The organism is Pseudomonas sp. NPDC086566, from assembly GCF_050280885.1.
In the GTDB taxonomy this organism is placed as follows: Bacteria; Pseudomonadota; Gammaproteobacteria; order Pseudomonadales; family Pseudomonadaceae; genus Aquipseudomonas; species Aquipseudomonas vlassakiae.
The window spans coordinates 1-19,309 of the sequence record NZ_JBNNWD010000016.1; the positions used below are offsets into that span (position 1 = coordinate 1).

16 protein-coding genes are annotated in these 19,309 nt (G+C 63.6%); 5 read left to right on the plus strand and 11 right to left on the minus strand.

What is annotated here, in order from left to right; genetic code table 11:
• Window positions 1-671 precede the first annotated feature (671 nt).
• On the plus strand, window positions 672-1,418 hold the full coding sequence (locus tag ACQKPS_RS25770; protein ID WP_254485083.1) for an SDR family oxidoreductase: 747 nt from the start codon (window positions 672-674) through the stop codon (window positions 1,416-1,418).
• An 11-nt stretch (window positions 1,419-1,429) separates the two neighbouring features.
• Here ACQKPS_RS25770 and ACQKPS_RS25775 read toward each other — a convergent pair whose 3' ends face one another.
• The 5 genes from ACQKPS_RS25775 to ACQKPS_RS25795 all read right to left on the minus strand — a co-directional run bounded on the left by ACQKPS_RS25775 (window position 1,430) and on the right by ACQKPS_RS25795 (window position 8,418).
• Window positions 1,430-3,496 (minus strand): PAS domain-containing protein, encoded by a 2,067-nt coding sequence (locus tag ACQKPS_RS25775; protein WP_427606046.1) that lies wholly within the window; start codon window positions 3,494-3,496, stop codon window positions 1,430-1,432.
• A gap of 63 nt (window positions 3,497-3,559) precedes the next feature.
• Window positions 3,560-5,176, minus strand: a complete 1,617-nt coding sequence (locus tag ACQKPS_RS25780; protein ID WP_427606136.1) for an ATP-binding protein — start codon at window positions 5,174-5,176, stop codon at window positions 3,560-3,562.
• 60 nt (window positions 5,177-5,236) lie between these two features.
• A complete protein-coding gene (gene mapR, locus ACQKPS_RS25785; protein ID WP_427606048.1) occupies window positions 5,237-6,646 on the minus strand; it encodes a GntR family transcriptional regulator MpaR in 1,410 nt (469 codons plus the stop codon).
• Between the two features lie 39 nt (window positions 6,647-6,685).
• Window positions 6,686-8,056, minus strand: coding sequence for a cytochrome c oxidase accessory protein CcoG (gene ccoG / locus ACQKPS_RS25790; RefSeq protein WP_427606050.1), 1,371 nt, complete (start codon window positions 8,054-8,056; stop codon window positions 6,686-6,688).
• Between the two features lie 122 nt (window positions 8,057-8,178).
• The gene (locus ACQKPS_RS25795; protein WP_254485087.1) at window positions 8,179-8,418 is read right to left on the minus strand and encodes a DUF3203 family protein; all 240 of its coding nucleotides are present in this window, start codon (window positions 8,416-8,418) and stop codon (window positions 8,179-8,181) included.
• A 173-nt stretch (window positions 8,419-8,591) separates the two neighbouring features.
• Here ACQKPS_RS25795 and ACQKPS_RS25800 point away from each other — a divergent pair, with 173 nt between their 5' ends.
• Window positions 8,592-9,110 carry an MgtC/SapB family protein gene (locus ACQKPS_RS25800; RefSeq protein WP_254485088.1) on the plus strand — a complete coding sequence of 173 codons (519 nt, stop codon included), beginning with the start codon at window positions 8,592-8,594 and terminating at the stop codon, window positions 9,108-9,110.
• A 532-nt stretch (window positions 9,111-9,642) separates the two neighbouring features.
• On the opposite strand, the gene ACQKPS_RS25805 is transcribed toward ACQKPS_RS25800, so the two are convergent.
• From ACQKPS_RS25805 to ACQKPS_RS25815, 3 genes are all read right to left on the minus strand, one after another.
• The gene (locus ACQKPS_RS25805) at window positions 9,643-10,542 is read right to left on the minus strand and encodes a hydroxymethylglutaryl-CoA lyase (protein ID WP_427606053.1); all 900 of its coding nucleotides are present in this window, start codon (window positions 10,540-10,542) and stop codon (window positions 9,643-9,645) included.
• A 13-nt stretch (window positions 10,543-10,555) separates the two neighbouring features.
• Complete coding sequence (locus ACQKPS_RS25810; RefSeq protein WP_060513138.1) at window positions 10,556-10,954, minus strand: MerR family transcriptional regulator; 399 nt, start codon at window positions 10,952-10,954, stop codon at window positions 10,556-10,558.
• Window positions 10,955-11,017: 63 nt separating this feature from the next.
• Window positions 11,018-11,896 carry a helix-turn-helix domain-containing protein gene (locus ACQKPS_RS25815; RefSeq protein WP_427606055.1) on the minus strand — a complete coding sequence of 293 codons (879 nt, stop codon included), beginning with the start codon at window positions 11,894-11,896 and terminating at the stop codon, window positions 11,018-11,020.
• Window positions 11,897-12,024: 128 nt separating this feature from the next.
• Here ACQKPS_RS25815 and pobA point away from each other — a divergent pair, with 128 nt between their 5' ends.
• The 3 genes from pobA (at window position 12,025) to ACQKPS_RS25830 (ending at window position 16,080) form a co-directional block, all read left to right on the plus strand.
• Window positions 12,025-13,212: a 4-hydroxybenzoate 3-monooxygenase gene (gene pobA / locus ACQKPS_RS25820; protein ID WP_427606057.1), complete on the plus strand. Its 1,188-nt coding sequence runs from the start codon at window positions 12,025-12,027 to the stop codon at window positions 13,210-13,212.
• 118 nt (window positions 13,213-13,330) lie between these two features.
• On the plus strand, window positions 13,331-15,133 hold the full coding sequence (ggt, locus tag ACQKPS_RS25825; RefSeq protein ID WP_427606059.1) for a gamma-glutamyltransferase: 1,803 nt from the start codon (window positions 13,331-13,333) through the stop codon (window positions 15,131-15,133).
• A gap of 65 nt (window positions 15,134-15,198) precedes the next feature.
• A complete protein-coding gene (locus ACQKPS_RS25830) occupies window positions 15,199-16,080 on the plus strand; it encodes a LysR substrate-binding domain-containing protein (protein ID WP_176509941.1) in 882 nt (293 codons plus the stop codon).
• 134 nt (window positions 16,081-16,214) lie between these two features.
• Here ACQKPS_RS25830 and dctM read toward each other — a convergent pair whose 3' ends face one another.
• The 3 genes from dctM to ACQKPS_RS25845 all read right to left on the minus strand — a co-directional run bounded on the left by dctM (window position 16,215) and on the right by ACQKPS_RS25845 (window position 19,199).
• On the minus strand, window positions 16,215-17,498 hold the full coding sequence (gene dctM, locus ACQKPS_RS25835) for a C4-dicarboxylate TRAP transporter large permease protein DctM (protein ID WP_254485094.1): 1,284 nt from the start codon (window positions 17,496-17,498) through the stop codon (window positions 16,215-16,217).
• Window positions 17,498-18,130: a TRAP transporter small permease gene (locus tag ACQKPS_RS25840; RefSeq protein ID WP_427606062.1), complete on the minus strand. Its 633-nt coding sequence runs from the start codon at window positions 18,128-18,130 to the stop codon at window positions 17,498-17,500. The genes dctM and ACQKPS_RS25840 overlap by 1 nt, the downstream gene beginning before the upstream one ends.
• A 70-nt stretch (window positions 18,131-18,200) precedes the next feature.
• Window positions 18,201-19,199, minus strand: coding sequence for a TRAP transporter substrate-binding protein (locus tag ACQKPS_RS25845; protein WP_254485095.1), 999 nt, complete (start codon window positions 19,197-19,199; stop codon window positions 18,201-18,203).
• Between the last annotated feature and the right edge of the window lie 110 nt (window positions 19,200-19,309).

Below are 19,309 nucleotides of genomic sequence, written 5' to 3' on the forward strand. Positions count from 1 at the left end.
GTAGGCCGCGCGGGCCCGGAAGGCGCCGGAGTGAGGGGACCCCGGAGCGAAGCGTAGGGGCCGGATGATGGGAGCGGGGGTTTTTGCCTACTTTTTGCCCAGTCAAAAAGTAGGTCGCCGTAAAGGCGAAAAGCTGATTCAGCGCCACCATGGCGAATGAATGTTGATCGGATTGAAAGCCCACTTCCCAAAAAGCTAAAAGCTAAAAGCACAAACGCAATGGTTTTGATTTAGACGACTGTATTTATTGGCGATGGCGACGCATAGTCACCTTTCCGCCCTTACGGCGGGTCACTTTTTGACTGGGCAAAAAGTAACCAAAAACCCCGGCTCCCATCATCCGGCCCCTACGCTACGCTCCGGGGTCCCCTCACTCCGGCGCCTTCCGGGCCCGCGCGGCCTACGACTTGCTGCGCAAGTCTACATCTCGCGCCTTCGGCTACGCCGAAGGGGTGCTACGCACCCTGGCCCTCCAGACGCCTGCGTTCGGCCTCCTGAAGTCGCACTCTGCGTCGCCTGGACTACCGCGCGCTTAGAAGCCAAAGCAAGAGCAAGAGCAAGAGCAAGAGCAAGAGCAAGAGCGTATCCATGGCTGGGTTGAGGCGGGTCATTCCAATGTGATGCCTTTTCCCCTATTGTCGAGCTCTTCTTTCCTAGCGATCGGCAGTCCCATGGAGAAAGTCATCGTCATCACCGGTGCCAGCCGTGGCATCGGTGCCGCCACCGCCCTGCAGGCCGCCCGTGAGGGCTATCGCATCTGCATCAACTACCACGCCGACGACCAGGCCGCCGAGGGCATCCTCGCACAGGTCCGCGCCCTTGGCGCCGAGGCCATCACCGTGCGCGCCGACGCCAGTGTCGAAGACGAGGTGATCCAGTTGTTCCACCGCGTCGACCAGGAACTCGGCCCGGTGACCGCCCTGGTCAACAACGCGGGCACCATCGGCCAGCAAAGCCGTGTCGAGGCCATGTCCGAGTTTCGCCTGCTGAAGGTGATGAAGACCAACGTCGTCGGCCCCATGCTCTGTGCCAAGCACGCGCTGCTGCGCATGGCCCGCCGCCACGGGGGGGCTGGCGGGGCGATCGTCAATGTGTCCTCGGTCGCGGCGCGCCTGGGCTCACCCAACGAGTACGTCGACTACGCCGCCTCCAAAGGCGCGCTGGATACTTTCACCATCGGCCTGGCCAAGGAAGTGGCGGGCGAGGGCGTGCGGGTCAACGGTGTACGACCGGGCTACATCCATACCGGTTTCCATGCCCTGTCCGGTGACCCAGACCGCGTGACCAAGCTCGAACCTGGCCTGCCCATGGGCCGCGGCGGCCGCCCTGAAGAAGTGGCCGAGGCGATCCTCTGGCTGCTGTCGGAGAAGGCCTCGTACTCCACCGGCAGCTTCATCGACCTCGGCGGCGGGCGCTGAACGCTGCCCCGTCAGGGCAGCTCACCCGCCAGCAACTGACGGACCCGTTCGGCCAGCGCTTCAAGCTCGAAGGGTTTGGTCAGCACGCTGGTGCCCTGCAGCAACTGGCCATCGCTGAGTGCCGCGCTCGCGTCGTAGCCGGTAATGAACAGCACCTTGAGGTCCGGATACAGTTGCCGGCAACGCTCCGCCACCTGGCGGCCATTGGGGCCGTCGGGCAGGCCGATATCACTCAGCAACAGGTCGGGTTGCGCGCACTGCTGCATATGCGCCAGCGCGGCCGTGCCATTGGCGAAGGCTTCGACCTGGTAGCCCAGTTCTTCCAGCACTTCGCCGACCACCAGCCGCAGCGCCGCCTGGTCTTCCACCAGGACGATGCGTTGCCCACCCGAGTCGCTGCTGGCCAGCGTCTTGCGCTCTGCCGGCCGGGCCGCAGCAACAGGCTGGTCAGGGTGACGTGGCAGGTACAGATCGACCCGTGTGCCCTGGCCAGGCGAGGAAATCAGGCGTAGCTGGCCACCCGACTGGCGCACGAAACCATAGGTCATCGACAGCCCCAGGCCCGTCCCATGGCCCATGGGTTTGGTCGAAAAGAACGGGTCGATTGCGCGCGCCGCTACGGTTGCGGTCATGCCGCAGCCGGTGTCGGCAACACTGAGCCTTACGTAGTCCCCGGCGGCCAGTTCCAGCGCACGGGCCTGCTCGTCGTCGAGCGTGAGATTGTCACCCTGGATGTCGATGGTGCCGCCGCCCGGCATGGCGTCGCGTGCATTGATGCACAGGTTGAGCAGGGCGCTTTCCAGTTGTGGCGGGTCGATGAAGGTCGGCCATGGCCGAGCCAGGAAGCGGCTGTGCAAGGTAATGGATGGGCCTATGGTGCGGCGAACCAGTTCTTCCATGCCATGCACCAGCGCCGCGACGTCGGTCGAACGCGGTTGCAAGGTCTGCTGGCGGGAGAAGGCCAGCAACCGGTGTACCAGGGCCGACGCTTTTTGCGCCGAGCCGCTGGACAGCGCCAGCAATGGCTCAAGCTCGGCGTAACGCTGCTGGCCCAGGCGCTGCTGCATCAGCTCCTGGGCATTGATGATGCCGCCCAGCAGGTTATTGAAGTCATGGGCGATGCCACCGCTGAGTTGGCCGACGGCCTCCATTTTCTGCGCCTGGCGCAGCGCCTGCTCGGCCTCGGCCAGGCGCCGCTGTTCTTCAACCCGGTCAGTGATGTCGTAGGCAAACAGATAAGCGCCTTGCACGCTGCCGTCATGCTCGCGCAGGGCGTTGAAACGCAGCTCATAGTGGCGTGGCCCGAACCTGCCGATCTCGGTGAACCGCTCCCCCGCAAGCGCCCGGCGCCACATCGGCATGATCAGGTCATGGTCCGCCGGGTGGCTGGCCAGCACCGCTGGCAGGTATTCGCCGACTTCGGGGGTGTGGCCATACAAGGCGTGGAAGTCATGTTTGGCCTGGCGGTTGACAGCCAGCCAGCGCAGCTGGGTATCGACCACATGCACATTGAGCAGACTGTTCTCGACCAGTTCGGCAAACCGGCGGCGTTCGGCCAAGGCTGCGCTGACCCGCTGTTCGAGTTCGGCATTCAGCCGCTGCAGGGCCACCTCGGCCTTGCGCCGCTCGGTGACATCGGTGAACAGCACTGCGACCTGGCGGCGTTCGGCAGGCTCCACACGAAAGGTGATCACCGACAGCACACGGCCGGTGGCGACCAGCTCCTGCTCGAACTGCAGCGGCTCGCCCGTGCGCAATACCGCACCGTAGCGGGCGACCCAGTCGTCCGCCTCGTCGGGCACCATCTCGCGCAGCTTCTGCCCGACTACGTTGGGAATGCCGGCATGCTTGGTGTAGGCGGCGTTGGCGAGGACATGCACATAGTCGCTGAGCGGGCCATGGGGGCCGTCGAAGAATTCGATGACGCAGAACCCTTCATCCATGGTGTCGAACAGGAAACGATAGATGCTTGCATCCTGATGTTCGTGGTGCTGCAGCAGCTGTGCTTCCAGCTGTGCGTTGCGTTGGCGCAGGGTTTCGATTTCCTGACGCAGTGCGAGCAGCTCGCGTTGGGGCATGGCGACGTCCGGCACAAATGAGTGACCAGACTTTACCTGCCCGCAAGGCGGCCGCATAGCGGCCTAAGGGGGCACCCCCCGGTTTTTCAGCAATTGCTCGACTTGCTGGTTGAGGGTGGCCAGCGCGAACGGTTTGTACATGACCGCGCAATGCTTGTCGGGGCTGATATCGACCCGATTGCTGGCATAGCCGGTGATGTACAGGACGTCGACGGCGCCAGGCAGTTGCTGGCAGGCCGCCGCGACCTGGTAGCCATCGATACCGCCCGGCAAGCCGATATCGGTGATCAGCAGGTCAGGACGCACGCCTTTTTCCAGGGTTTCCAGTGCGCGGCGGCCGTCGCTGCAGGCGTGGACGTCATGACCCTGTTCTTCGAGCATCTCGCTGATCAGCAGGCGCAGGGTGTCCTGGTCCTCCACCAGCAGTACTACACGGGGCGTCGCGTGAGCCTGCTGCTCTGGCGCTTGTGGCTGCGCGCTGGGTTGTCCGGTATCGTCGCCGCCGGCACGGGGCAGGTAGAGGTGGATGCAGGCGCCTTGTTCCGGTTCGCTGGCAATGCGCAACTGTCCGCCGGACTGGCGCACGAAACCATACACGATCGACAAGCCAAGGCCGGAACCGTGGCCCAGTGGTTTGGTGGTGAAGAAGGGCTCGAACGCCCTTTGCAGGACGTCGGCGGACATGCCAACGCCGGTGTCGCAGACACTCAGATGCAGGTAGGCACCGCTGGGCAGGTCCAACGCGCGTGCCTGCAGGTCATCGAGCCAGGTGTTTTCACTGGCAATGCGCAGCGTGCCCCCCTGAGGCATGGCATCGCGGGCATTGATGCACAGATTGAGCAATGCGTTTTCCAGCTGGTGCGGGTCGATGCGCACCCGCCACTGGTTGCCCAGGGTCTGGTCAATGAAGGTGATGCGCGGATCAAGCGAGCTGGCGATCAGCTCATGCATGCCTGCCACCAGCTGCTGCACGTCTACCGCCTGCGGCACCAGCGTCTGCTGGCGCGAAAACGCCAGCAGACGCTGAACCAGCGAGGCCGCCCGTTGAGCGTTTTGCCGGGCGAGGCCCAGTAGCCGGGTGGAGTCCTGGTAGCGTTGTTCAGCCTGGCGTTGCTCGGCCATTTCCAGGGCACCGAGGATGCCACCGAGCAGGTTGTTGAAGTCATGGGCAATGCCGCCAGTCAGCTGGCCCACGGCTTCCATTTTCTGCGATTGGCGCAGGGCTTCTTCGATCTTGCGCACGCGCTCCTGTTCAGCGACACGCGCGCTGATGTCGTAGGCGAACAGGTAACCACCCTGGATTTGCTGCTCGGCGTCGCGCAGGGTGTTGTAGCTGATTTCGTAGTGGCGCAGGGCGTCGGGCGGGCCCAGGGCGATGGTGTCGGTGAACGCCTCGCCGGCCAGCACGCGCGGCCATACCGGCTCCAGCCATTTGACGATGTCGGGCTGGTTGGCAATGAACTGTGGGATATAGTCGCCCACCTTTGGTACGAAGCCGCGCAGGCGCTTGAAGGTCTCTTGCGCGGTGCGGTTGATCGCCAGCAGACGGAAGTTGCGATCAGCCGCGAACACGTTGGCCTGACTATGGTCGACCAGCTCGCCCAGCAGCCTGCTGTTGGCCTGGGCCTGGTCGATACGTGCCTGCAGTTGCAGTGTGGAAGGCGTCGAGTCGTCAGGCATCATCGTGGCGATCCAGCGTGTGGGTCGCCCAACTATAGCCGCAGTTTTTCACGCCTTCCTTCAGAACGAGCGGATGATACGCCCCAGGGTTTCCATGGCCCGTTCGGCGGCCTCGTTCCAGGGCGAACCGTAGTTCAGGCGTATGCAGTTGCCAAAGCGCCGGGTAGGCGAAAAGATCGGCCCCGGTGCGATGCTGATGCCTTGGGCCAGGGCCATGTGGAACAGTTTCAGCGCATCCATCTGCTCGGGCAGCTCAAGCCACAGGAAATAGCCGCCGGAAGGCTGGCTGACGCGGGTCTGCGCCGGGAAATGACGGGCGATCGCTGCCAGCATGTTGGCCTGCTGACCCTCAAGGGCGTAGCGCAACTTGCGCAGGTGACGGTCGTAGCCGCCGTGCTGCAGGTAATCGGCGATGGCCGCCTGGGTCGGCATCGAGGCGCACAACGAGGTCATCAGCTTCAGCCGCTCGATCTTCTGTGCGAAGCGCCCGGCCGCGACCCAGCCGATGCGATAACCCGGCGCCAGGCTTTTGCTGAACGAGCCGCAATGCATCACCAGGCCTTGGCTGTCGAAGGCTTTGGCCGGTTTGGGGGCTTGCTGCGAGTAATACAGCTCGGCGTAGACATCGTCTTCGATCAGCGGCACCTGGTGGCGGCTCAGCAACTCGACCAGCGCCTGCTTCTTCGCTTCGGGCATGCTTGCGCCGACCGGGTTCTGGAAATTGGTCATGCACCACACCGCTTTGACCGGGTGCTTGTCGAGGGTCTGGGCCAGCACCGCCAGGTCCATGCCCTCGCGCGGGTGCACCGGGATTTCAACGGCCTTGAGCTTGAGCCGCTCCAGCACTTGCAGGCAGGCATAGAAGGCCGGCGCCTCGATCGCCACCAGGTCGCCGGGCTCGGTGACCGCCTGCAGGCACAGGTTCAAGGCTTCGAGCGCGCCATTGGTGATCAGCAGTTCTTCCATCGGCAGCATCAGCCCGCCGACCATGTAGCGCAAGGCAATCTGGCGGCGCAGTTGCGGGTTGCCCGGCGACAGGTCGGTGACCACCATGCGTGGGTCCATGGCCCGGCTGGCACTGGCCAGCGAGCGTGACAGGCGCTGCAGCGGGAACAGCTCGGGGCTGGGGAAGGCCGAGCCGAACGGTACGGTGGCGGGATCCTTGATCGAGTCGAGGATGGAGAACACCAGGCCGCTGACATCGACCTCGGTCGATTCGCTGACAGGCTCCAGCGCCTGGGGTTCACTGAACTGGCGCGGGGCGTGGGCATTGACGAAGTAGCCCGAGCGCGGCCGTGCGCGGATCAGCCCACGGCGCTCGAGCAGGTAGTAGGCCTGGAACACGGTGGACGGGCTGACGCCGTGGGTCTGGCTGGCGTAGCGCACCGAAGGTACGCGCTGGCCTGGGCCGAGCACCCCGGAGCGGATCAGTTCGGCAATGTCGTCGGCGAAGCGTTCGTAGCGTTTCATGGGGGCTCGGCAGGCAAGGTGAAGTGTTAGTGTAAGGGATCAGCGGTTCAGTGGTGCCACGAAGCGGCTGTGAGCCACGCTGCGCACGGCGGGCTGGTCGCTGTCGCGGATTTCGAAAGCCAGTGCCTGTGAACTGCTGGTCGGCCGCTCGGCCAGCAGGGCTACCGACACCGGCATCTCGCTCATTTCCCCGGCCGGGATACTGAGTTCGGTGGTGCCATGCAGTTCGAAACCCTCGGCATCGAGCAGGCGCAGGTGGTAGCGCTGCGGTTGCGCGGTCTTGTTGATGACCTTGAGCAGGTAGATGTTCTCGATCTGGCCTCGGGCGTTTTCGCGGAACAGGCCGCGGTCCTTGATCACGTCCAGCGACACCATCGGGCGCATCTGCAGGGCCGCAACCAGGGCGCCGACCATCAGCAGCAGGGCCGCGGCGTAACCCAACAACCGTGGGCGCAGCCAGCAGGTGGTGCCGCCTTGCAGGCTATGTTCGGACTTGTAACCGATCAGGCCGCGGCTGTAACCCATCTTGTCCATCACGTTGTCGCAGGCATCGATACAAGCGGCGCAACCGATGCAGGCCATCTGCAGGCCATCGCGGATATCGATGCCCGTGGGGCACACCTGCACGCACAAGGTGCAATCGATGCAATTACCCAGCCCCTGGGCACGGGGATCGCTGCCTTTCTTGCGTGGGCCACGGGATTCGCCGCGACGCGGGTCGTAGGCCACGGCCAGGGTGTCCTGGTCGAACATCACACTCTGGAAGCGTGCATAAGGGCACATGTGCAGGCACACCGCCTCGCGCAGCCAGCCGGCATTGATATAGGTGGCCGCCGTGAAGAACAGCACCCAGAACAGCGCCACGCCGCCCAGTTGCAGGGTGAGCAGTTCATGGGCCAGGGGGCGGATCGGGGTGAAGTAACCGACGAAGGTCAGCCCGGTGAGCACGCCGATGGCCAGCCACAGGCTGTGCTTGAGCGTGCGCCGGGCCAGTTTGTCCAGGCTCCACGGCGCGGCGGCCAGCTTGATGCGCTGGTTGCGGTCGCCTTCGGTAACCTTTTCGCACCACATGAATAGCCAGGTCCAGATGCTTTGTGGGCAGCTGTAACCGCACCACACCCGGCCGGCGTAGACCGTGATGGCGAACAGGCCGAAGGCACAGATGATCAACAGGGCCGAAAGGAGGATGAAATCCTGCGGCCAGAAGGTGGCGCCGAAGATGTGGAACTTGCTCTCGGCCAAGTCCCATAGCACGGCCTGGCGACCGTTCCAGTCGAGCCAGGCGGTGCCAAAGAACAGCACGAACAGCGCGCCAGCGAAGGCAATGCGCAGCGTGCGGTACAGGCCGGTGAAACTGCGGGTGTGGATGCCCGTGGCGGCAATCTGAATGGCTGGGATACGTTCGGTCATGGCGTCGGTGCTCTTACGGCCTCGATCAGGCACGAGCACTATGGCCCCCGAACTGTTTTCAGCACAGGCTCAGGTCAGGCAATAAAAACCATATCAGATTGCTGCGAAGTGTGTCCGACGCCTTAGATTACAGAACCTGGGGTGCTGGCCTTGAGGTGCCTGCGGCTATCTACCGCACCTGCCACGGTCAGCGCGTCGGCTTCGGCTTCGGTGATCGGGAAGCGCTCGCCGGCGAGAATGGCCACGGACATGCGCAGTTGTTCGTCGGTGACGATCTCGATTTCGGGCCCTTTGCCTTCGATGCGCAGCTTGTCGCCAATCAGGGTGCAGCGTTGGGTGCTTGCGTCGACTTCGATGGGCATGGTGTGGTCCTCCGGTGGCGGTTACAGCTTGTGACCGCAGGCGGCGGCTGGATGCTGCATCGGAGTGCCGGGTGGGCACTTTGCGGTGCGTGCAGGGGTCAACTTTGTTAGGCGCCTTTGCCGGCCTCTTCGCGGGCAAAGGCGGAGCATATTTTCAACCCGGTAGGGCATCCATGGAGCTGATCTGGCAAGCCATTCAAGCCGAGTTCGCCGATATCACCGATGTTCGCGAAGTGATTCAGATCCTTGTGCGGCTGCTGATGGCGGCACTGCTTGGCGCCGTGCTGGGCTTCGAGCGCGAACACAAAGGCAAGTCCGCCGGGGTGCGTACGCACATGCTGGTTTCCCTGGGCGCGGCGCTGTTCGTGCTCGCGCCCAGCATGGCGGGGGCCGATGGGCAGGCGCTGAGCCGGGTGATCCAGGGTATCGTTGCCGGCATCGGCTTTCTCGGTGCGGGCACCATCCTCAAGGGTAACGGCCAGGACCCCAGCCACGTGAAAGGCCTGACTACCGCTGCGGGGCTTTGGATGACGGCGGCAATCGGTACTGCTGCAGGCATGGGGCGAGAGGCCACGGCGCTGATCAGCACGGTGCTGGCGCTGTTGGTATTGGGCACGATGCCGCTGCTGGTGGAGAAGGTCGAGGGGCAGGACGAGGAGAAGCAGAAAGAGGAGGAGGGCAGGAAGCACTGAGGGGAGCCGAAGCTCCCCTCAAAGCGTTGTTGCTTGCTCTTTTCTTATTATTGAGGCCGGCCTTTTGTTGTTTTTGTAGGCTAGCCTTGGTGTCGCGTGCGACCCCCATCCGGGATCAAGAGCAAACGTATTTTTTTGAGCGCTGACCTGCTTTCATCCGGTGGATCCGAAGCTGACTGCCGCTACCTTGAGGTAGTTTTATTGTTCTGTGTCAGTCCGCGGGGCGAACCCCTGAAAAGCCTGTCGACTCCAAAAAAATCTGCTTGCTGCGCCTCTGCCGTGTTGTTCTTGTTATGTCAGAGCCGTTACATGTTGTTTTTATTGGTTATCGCGTTTTTCTTGTTGTTGTACCAAAGCTATAGCAGGTGCCGTGCCAACTTTTGCAAATCCTTTAAAATCAAAGAGTTAGTTGAATTTGGCGAAATCGGGCAGCCTGACAATCTGTCGATTTGTTTCCCTGTTACCCGATTTTTTGCTGGAACCTGTGGGGGAGGTAACACTCACCCACACTCATGTGACACCTGCATGATGCTCATGCTGCGCTGCGCGCTCGTGCCACCCGCGAACCATTGGCCCTGCCGAGCACCGCGCTGATGCGCTGCCCGGCGGCGATCAGGCGGTCGAGGTCGATACCGGTCTCGATGCCCAGCCCCTGCAGCAGGTACAGCACATCCTCGGTGGCGATATTGCCGGTAGCGCCCTTGGCATAAGGGCAGCCCCCCAGCCCGGCCACCGAGCTGTCGAACACGCTGATGCCTTCGAGCAGGCTGGCATACACGTTGGCCAGGGCCTGGCCGTAGGTGTCATGGAAGTGGCCGGCCATTTGCGTGCGGGGCACCACGGCCGAGACCACCTCGAACAGCCGACGGGTGTCACCTGCCGTGCCGGTGCCGATGGTGTCACCCAGCGATACCTCGTAGCAGCCCATGTCGTGCAGGGCCCTGGCGACCGGGGCTACCTGCTCGGCACTGACCTTGCCTTCATAAGGGCAGCCCAGCACACAGGACACGTAACCGCGCACCCGCACGCCGTGGCTGCGCGCGGCTTCGATGATCGGTTCGAAGCGCTGCAGGCTTTCGCTGATCGAGCAGTTGATGTTGCGCTGGGAGAACGCCTCGGAAGCTGCGGCGAACACGGCCACTTCCTTCACCCCGGCTGCCAGGGCGTCCTCGAAACCGCGCAGGTTCGGCGCCAGCGCGGCATAGGTAACACCGGCGCGCTGCTGAATGCCGGCGAACACGTCGGCAGAGCCTGCCATCTGTGGCACCCATTTGGGCGAAACGAAGCTGCCGACCTCGATATAGCTCAGCCCGGCGTCGGTCAGGTCGTCGACCAGGCGTACCTTGTCGGCGACGCTGATGGGCTGGGCTTCGTTCTGCAGGCCGTCGCGGGGGCCGACTTCGACCAGGCGGACTGTTGCGGGCATGGGCATGGTGGGGTTCCTGTCAGCGTTTGTCGTTGTTGTTCAGGGTGGCGGCCAGGGCTTGTTCGCAGCGCTCCTGGGCGGTGTCCAGTTCCAGTTGCATCTGGTGGATGTCGAGCATCTGCTGTTCGAGCTGGGCGCGACGCTCGGCGATCTTCGCCAGCATGCTGTGGAGCTGCTTGAGGTTGCCGCTGCTGGGGTCGTACAGCTCGATCAGCTCCCGGCATTCGGCCAGCGAGAAGCCGATGCGCTTGCCACGCAGGATAAGCTTCAGGCTGACCTTGTCGCGGGCCGAATAGATGCGCTCCAGGCCACGCCGCTCGGGGCTCAGCAGGCCTTGTTCCTCGTAGAAGCGGATGGCGCGGGTGGTGATGTCCAGTTCGCGGGAGAGGTCGGAGATGCTGTAGGTCTGGCTGCTCATGCTTGGGCTCGGCGTGGGGTATGGCAGTATCCTGAGGGCAGGTTGACGTATACGTCAAGCAGATCAGTCGGGCTGTACCGCACGCCGGTAACCATTGGGCGTCTGCCCGCTCAGGCGCTTGAAGAAGCGGGCGAAGTAGGTTGGGTCGCTGAAGCCCAGGCTGTCCGAAAGCTGGCCGATGCTCATGCGCGTATAGATGAGGTTGCGCCGTGCCTCGAGCAACAGGCGTTGATGGATGACCTGCAACGCGGTCTGCCCGCTCAGCGCCCGGCACAATTGGTTGAGTTGCAGGCTGGAGATGTTCAAGCGTGCGGCGAATTCCTCTACCGACAGGTGTTCGCGGTAATGCGCTTCCACCAGGCGCAGGTACTGCCCCAACAACTGCCGGTCACGCTCATCCCGGTTGCGTGGGGCCTGGCCCAGTTGCTGGCGGCGGCTGATCCACACCATCAGCGCGGTCACCAGCGCGTCGAGCATGGCCGCACGGGCAGTGGCATTGCCCTGGTATTCCTCTTGCAGCGTTTCGATCAGGCCGCGCAGCTGGATGCGGTCCTTGCCCAACGGGTAGCACGCCGCTTTCGCCAGTACCCCCAGTGGTGCGCCCAGACGCTGTTCGAGGTCGGCCACCAGCGCGGTGCCAAAGGTCAGCACATGGCCCTGGATATCGGCGCTGAAGCGAAAGCCATGCACGGTCAGCGGCGGTACCACCTGGATCGCCGCTTCGAGGATGGCGCTGCGCACGCCCTCGATTTCTACCTGAGCCTCGCCGCGCTGCACATACAGCAACTGGAACAGTTCGGCGTGCTGGTGCGGCTTGATTTCCCAGTGGTGCAAGCGGCTGCGGGCCGGAATCGACTCGCAGTGCAGCAGGTCGGTACCGGGCCAGTGCTGGTTTTCGCCATACAACTGAAACAGCGGCACGCCGGGGAGGGTGGATTTCATCGCTTGATCGCTTGTCCGTTAATCGAACGGTTTTTTTAAAAGTGCATTTTTTGCATTGGATAGCACACTTATTTGGCGATTATTGCCATTAAAAATGCAAGGGCACCCCCTCTAACGAGATAAAAACAATGAACACTCAGGTTGCAATCATCGGGGCCGGCCCTTCCGGCCTGCTGCTCGGCCAGTTGCTGCACAAGGCGGGCATCGACACCGTCATCCTCGAACGCCAGACCCCTGAATACGTCCTCGGCCGCATTCGCGCCGGGGTGCTTGAACAAGGCACTGTAGACCTGCTGCGCGAAGCCGACGTAGCTGAACGCATGGACCGTGAGGGCCTCGTGCACGAGGGCGTCGAGTTGCTGGTCGCGGGCCGTCGTCAGCGCCTGGACCTCAAGGGCCTGACCGGCGGCAAGACCGTGATGGTCTATGGCCAGACCGAAGTCACCCGCGACCTGATGCAGGCGCGAGACGCCAGCGGCGCGCCGATCATCTATTCAGCCAGCAACGTGCAGCCGCACGAACTCAAGGGCGAACGGCCCTACGTGACTTTTGAGAAGGACGGCAAGGCCCACCGCCTGGAGTGCGACTACATCGCCGGTTGCGATGGTTTTCACGGCGTCTCGCGCAAGAGCATCCCCGCAGGCGTACTCAAGGAGTACGAGCGGGTCTATCCGTTCGGCTGGTTGGGCATGCTGTCCGATACCCCACCGGTCAACCATGAACTGATCTACGCCCACCACCAACGAGGTTTTTCGCTGTGCAGCCAGCGCTCGCAGACCCGCAGCCGCTACTACCTGCAGGTGCCTCTGGACGAGCGGGTGGAAGACTGGTCCGACGAGCGCTTCTGGAACGAGCTCAAGGCGCGCCTGCCCGAAGACGTTGCACAGCAACTGGTCATCGGGCCTGCGCTGGAAAAGAGTATCGCGCCACTGCGTAGCCTGGTGGTCGAACCGATGCAGTACGGCCGTCTGTTCCTGGTCGGCGATGCCGCGCACATTGTCCCGCCGACTGGCGCCAAGGGCTTGAACCTGGCGGCGTCCGACGTCAATTACCTGTACCGGATCCTGGTCAAGGTGTACCGCGAGGGGCGCACCGACTTGCTGGAGCAATACTCGCCGCTGGCCCTGCGCCGGGTGTGGAAGGGCGAGCGTTTCAGCTGGTTCATGACCCAGTTGCTGCATGACTTTGGCGAGCATAAGGATGCCTGGGACCAGAAGATGCAGGAGGCTGATCGCGAGTATTTCCTGACATCGCCGGCGGGGCTGGTGAACATCGCCGAGAACTATGTGGGTTTGCCGTACGAAGAGGTGGTCTAGGGGCGCTCGGGGTGGCGAAAGAGAGCTGGCGCTCGTAAGATCAAGCGCCACGTGGGCTGCCCTTGATTTCAAGGGCGCACCCCCACTGCCGGCGAACACCCGAAAGGACGCAGCCCGAATGTTCCGCCACCCGCCATTCCTCAATCATCTGATAACCGCCCTTTGCCTGGCCACCGCCGGTACCGCAACCTGGGCCGACCAGCTGCTGCCCACGCCACCTGAACTGGAATCCGGCTACCGCGGCGGCCTGCAGCCGGTGCACGCCAGCCGGCACATGGTCGCGGCCGCCAACCCGCTGGCCAGTGAAGCCGGGCGGGCAATGCTGCGTGCCGGTGGCAGCGCCATCGATGCGGCGATCGCCATGCAGATGGTGCTGACCTTGGTCGAGCCGCAGTCCAGCGGCATTGGTGGCGGCGCGTTCATCCTCTATTGGGATGGCCAGCGCGTGCAGGCCTTCGATGGCCGCGAAGCCGCACCGGCAGGGGTGACGGAAAGGTTGTTCCTGCAAGCGGATGGCTCGCCCATGCCGTTTCGTGCCGCGCAGATCGGCGGGCGCTCGGTGGGTGTGCCGGGCGTGCTGCGGGCGCTGAAACTGGCCCATGACCAGCACGGCAGACTGCCGTGGAGGGACTTGTTCGCGCCGGCCATCGCCCTGGCGCGCAAGGGTTTCGCGGTCTCTGAACGGCTGCATACGCTGGTGGCCGGCGACCCCTTCATTGCCCGCTCGCCGGCCATGGCACGCTACTTCCTGGATGACCGGGGCGAGCCGCTGGCAGTCGGTACGATCCTGCGTAACCCTGCACTCGCGCAGACCTTCGAACGCATTGCAGAGCATGGCGTGGAGGCGTTCTACCGGGGGGAGATTGCCGAAGCCATGGTGGCGCAAGTGCGTCACCACACCAATGCCGGGCAGTTGTCACTCGAGGATTTGCAGCATTACCAGGCCAAGGAGCGCGAGCCGGTCTGTGGCCCATACAAGGCCTGGAACATTTGCGGCATGCCGCCGCCGTCGTCCGGCGGGGTGACCGTGTTGCAGACCCTGGGCGTTCTCGACGCCCTGCAGCAGGCCTCGGCGCAGCGCGACCTGGCCAGGCTGCCGCCACGCCAGGTGCCGTCGGTAGCAGGCCTCGAACCCGCGCCGCAGGCCGTTCACCTGATGGCTGAAGCCGAGCGCCTGGCCTACGCCGACCGTGCCCAGTACCTGGCCGACAGCGATTACGTGCCGGTGCCGGTCAAGTCATTGCTCGACCCGGCCTACCTCGCCGAACGCGCCAGGCAGGTCGGCGAATACAGCATGAAGCACGCCCGCCCGGGCACACCGCAGGGTGCCAACCTGGCCCTGGCGCCCGACCGCTCACCGCTGCGGATTTCCACCTCGCACCTGTCTGCCGTCGATGACCGCGGGCAGGCCCTGGCCATGACCACGTCGGTGGAGTCCGCCTTCGGTTCGCACCTGATGGTCGGTGGCTTCTTGCTCAACAACCACCTGACCGACTTTTCGTTCGTGCCTGCGGAAAATGGCAAGCCAGTAGCCAACCGGGTGCAGCCCGGCAAGCGCCCACTGTCGGCGATGGCGCCAACGTTGGTGTTCTCGCGTGCCTCAGGCGAACTGGTGGCGAGCCTCGGTTCCCCTGGCGGTTCGCAGATCATCGGCTACGTGAACAAGGCGCTGATTGGCCTGCTGGACTGGCATCTCGATCCGCAACAGGCGGCCGACCTGCCTAATTTCGGCAGCCGCAATGCCGGCACTGAAGTGGAAGCCGGGCTGTTCAGCCCGGCGTTGATCCGCCAGTTGGCTGCGTGGGGCCACGAGGTCACGCCGATGACCATGACCAGTGGCCTGCAGATCATCCAGCGCAGCGGCCAAGGTTGGGCCGGTGGTGCCGATCCACGGCGAGAAGGTGTGGCGCTGGGTGACTAGCGCGTTGCCGGGCCAGAAGTGGCGTGGTAGAAGTCAGTCTTGTCATTCATTCGCCGAATACCAAGATGTCCATCAGCGTTAAATCGAATAGAGCCCTGTTCGACCTCGATCTGTTGCGCGCCATTGTCGTAGTGGCCGATTGCGGCAGTTTCACCACTGCCGCTGCACGCCTGCACTCGACCCAGTCGACCATCAGCCAGAAGGTGCGCCGCCTCGAAGACATGGTTGGCCACCGCCTGTTGGTGCGCGGCAACCGTGACGTGTTGCCGACCGACGCCGGGCAGACCTTGCTCGGTTATGCCCGGCACATGCTGGCGCTGAACGACCAGATGCTCGAAGCCCTGGCTGGGGCAATGGTCGGGGTCACCGTGCGTCTGGGTGTACCCGAGGATTTTGTCGGCGGGCGCACCACCAACGCGCTGTCGGCATTCAGCCGCCTGCACCCGCAGGTCAAGCTGGAAGTCACCAGCGGCCTGTGCCGCGACCTCAGCCAGGCCTATGACAATGGCGAGCTCGACCTGGTGCTGCTCAAGCAGCGGCGCAACAGCCGCGAGGGTGTAGCCTGCTGGCCTGAGCGCCTGCAGTGGATCGACAGTGCGCGCATGCCGGCGTTCGAGCTTGACCCGGTTCCACTGGTGACCTTCCCGCCACGCGGGCTGTACCGCGAGGACATGATCAGTGCCATCGAAGGCATGGGCCGGCGCTGGCGCATCAGCTTCACCAGTTCCAGCCTCAGCGGCATCCAGGCGGCGGTGGCCGACGGCATGGGCATCAGCCTGCTGCCACCGCGAGCGGCAACCGGCGAGCACCGGGTGCTGGGGCAGGCACAAGGGTTGCCGGAGGTGGACAGCTACGAGATTGTCATCGTGCACAAGCAGACGGCGGATGTGATGGTCAAGGACCTGGCCGGGGTGATGTCGCAGCTGCTGGCCGGGGGTGGGATCTGACTCAGACTCAACGCTTGCACACCCCCTGTGGGAGCGGGTTCACCCGCGAAGATGACACCGTGGTGCATGGCACCGGCTATGCCGGTGTTCGCGGGTAAACCCGCTCCCACAGGAGCATCATTTGAAATCGATGGCTACGGCATGCCCAACCACTCTGGCAGCGCCAGCGAGATGAACGGCACATAGGTCACCAGCACCAGGAACAACAGCAGAATCGACAGCCACGGCAGCGCCGCACGAATCGTCTGCCCCAGGGTCAACCCGGTCACCGCCGAGGTGACGAACAGGTTAAGCCCTACCGGCGGGTGCACCAGGCCGATCTCCATGTTCACCACCATCACGATGCCCAGGTGAATCGGGTCGATGCCCAGTTTCATCGCGATCGGGAAGAAGATCGGCGCCAGGATCAGGATGATCGCCGATGGCTCCATGAAGCTGCCGGCCACCAGCAGCACGATGTTGACCATGATCAGGAAGCCGATCGGCGTCAGCCCCTCGGACATCACCCATTGGGTGATCTGCTGGGGGATCTGCTCGGTGGTCAGCACATGGGCGAAAAGCATGGCGTTGGCGATGATGAACAGCAGCATGATGGTCAGCCGGCCCGACTCCAGCAGCACCTTCGGGCAGTCACGCAGGCGCATGTCCTTGTATACGAACAGCGCGATGAAGGCCGAGTACACCGCCGCCACGGCCGCCGCTTCGGTGGGGGTGAACATGCCGCTGTAGATGCCGCCGAGGATGATCACCAGCAGCAACAGCCCCCAGAATGCGCGCCGGGCGGTGCTCAGCCATTCGGCGAAGCTGGCCCGCGGTTGTGCCGGCAGTTTCTTGATGCGGGCGACGATGTAGATGGTGATCATCAGGAATACGCCGAGCAAGATGCCAGGCACCACGCCTGCCATGAACAGCTTGCCCACCGACGTCTCGGTGGCCGCCGAGTACACCACCATGACGATCGACGGTGGGATCAGGATGCCCAGGGTGCCGGCGTTGCAGATGATCCCGGCACCGAACTCGCGTGGGTAGCCCGAGCGCACCATGCCGGCCACGGCAATCGAGCCGACGGCGGCCACGGTGGCTGGCGACGACCCCGACAACGCCGCGAACAGCATGCACGCCAGCACTGCGGCAATCGCCAGGCCACCCCGGATATGCCCGACGCAGGCGTTGGCAAAGTCGATCAGGCGTTGGGCCACGCCACCGGTGGTCATGAACGCCCCCGACAGCAGGAAGAACGGGATGGCCAGGAAGGTGTAGCTGTCGGAGGTCTCGAACAGCTTGATCGCCAGCGAGCTGAGCGAGTCCTGGCTGAACATCAGGATCGACAGCGCCCCCGACAGGCCCAGGGAGATGGCGATCGGCACGCCGAGGAACATGAACACGAACAGCAGCAGGAACAGGCAGATTACCGTCATCAGTGGTGCTCCTCACCGGGGTTGGCCAGCTTGCTGGCTTCGGCGGCCTCGTCGGCCAGGCCCAGGCCGTACTGGCGGTGGGTGAACAGGCGGTAGAGGATTTCCAGGTAACGCACGATCACCAGGGCAAAGCCCAGCGGCACGATCAGCGCGATATGGCCGACCTTGATGCCGTAGCGGTCGAGGTCTTCGGCGCCGATGCCGGCCACCAGCACTGCGCTCACCCACTTGATGCTCGCCACCAGGAACAGCCCGGCATAGGCCAGGCAGCAGGCGCAGGCGATCATCGCCAGCACTCGTTGCACCGGCTTGGGCGTGCGCCGCACCAGCACGTCGACACCGAGGTGGCCGGCAGTGCGCAAGCCATAGGAAATACCGAAGAAGATCAGCCAGCCGAACAGGGCCTTGGTCAGGGCGATGCTCCAGGTCATGTCCTGGGCATAGGCCATCAGGTGGTCGCCGATGCCGAGCAGCAGGTCGCTGGCGAAGGCCCAGTGGTCACTGAGGCTGTAGAACATCGTGTAGAGGTTGTTCAGCGCCACGTAGAGGAAGGTCACCAGGGTCATGGCCGCCAGGAGAAAGGCGATCATGCCTTCCTCGAAGTGCTCCCAGACACGCCTGAGCGATTGCATAAGGATTCTCCAGACAGACACAGGGCAGGCCACCTGTGCAGCAGGTGGCCGGGATTGGGCACAGGCAGGGTCAGGAGGCCTTGTTGGCGTCGTCGGCGGCCTTGATCAGCTCGGCGCCGATCTGGTCGGAGAACTTCTCCCATACCGGGCGCATGGCCTCACGCCATTGCTGGCGTTGCTCGGCGGTGAGCGGGTCGATCTCGCTGGTCTTGGCGTCGATGATCTTCTGCCGCGACGTCTGGTTGAGCGCTTCGGCCTGCTTGTTCACCTCGACGGTGACCTCGTCCATGATCGCTTGCAGCTCGCCGCGCACGTCCTCAGGCAGGCTGTTCCAGAACTTGGCGTTGGTGATCACCATGTAGTCGATCAGGCCGTGGTTGGTCTCGGTGAAGAAGGGCTGCACTTCGTTGACCTTCTGGCTCTCGTAGTTGGACCAGGTGTTCTCGGTTCCGTTGACGGTGCCGGTCTGCAGGCCCTGATAGACCTCGGCGAAGCTCATCTTGCGCGGGTTGGCGCGGATCGCCTTGAACTGCTCTTCAAGCACACTGGAGGCCTGCACGCGGAATTTCAGGCCACGGGCGTCCTTGGGCAGGATCACCTTCTTGTTCGCCGACAGTTGTTTCAGGCCGTTGTGCCAATAGGCCAGGCCACGGATGCCCTTGTCCTCCATCGACGTCAGCAGCGCCTTGCCTTGGGGGCCTTGCTGGAAGCGATCGACGGCGGCCAGGTCATTGAACAGGAACGGCAGGTCGAAGATCTGCACCTGTTTGTTGTAGTGCTCGAACTTGGCCAGCGAAGGCGCCAGCATCTGTACGTCGCCGAGCAGCAGGGCTTCCATTTCCTTGCCATCGCCAAACAGCGACGAGTTGGGGTAGACCTCGACCTTGACCTTGTCCTTGAGCTGCGGGTCGGCGGCGACCAGTTTCTGGAACATCAGCGCGCCCTGACCCTTGGGTGTGCTGTCGGCAACCACGTGGGCGAACTTGATGACGATGGGGTCGGCGGCCTGGGCCAGGGCTGCCATGGACATTGCGGCGGCGCAGCACAGCGCCTGGGTCAGCTTCAACATCGGTGTCACCTCTGATTTATTGTTGTAGGAGGAGTGAGGGTAAAGATGGACCAACGGCTTGCGTGTGGAGAATCAGCATTTGTGTAAGGCAGCGTTCGGGTTTGCTTAAC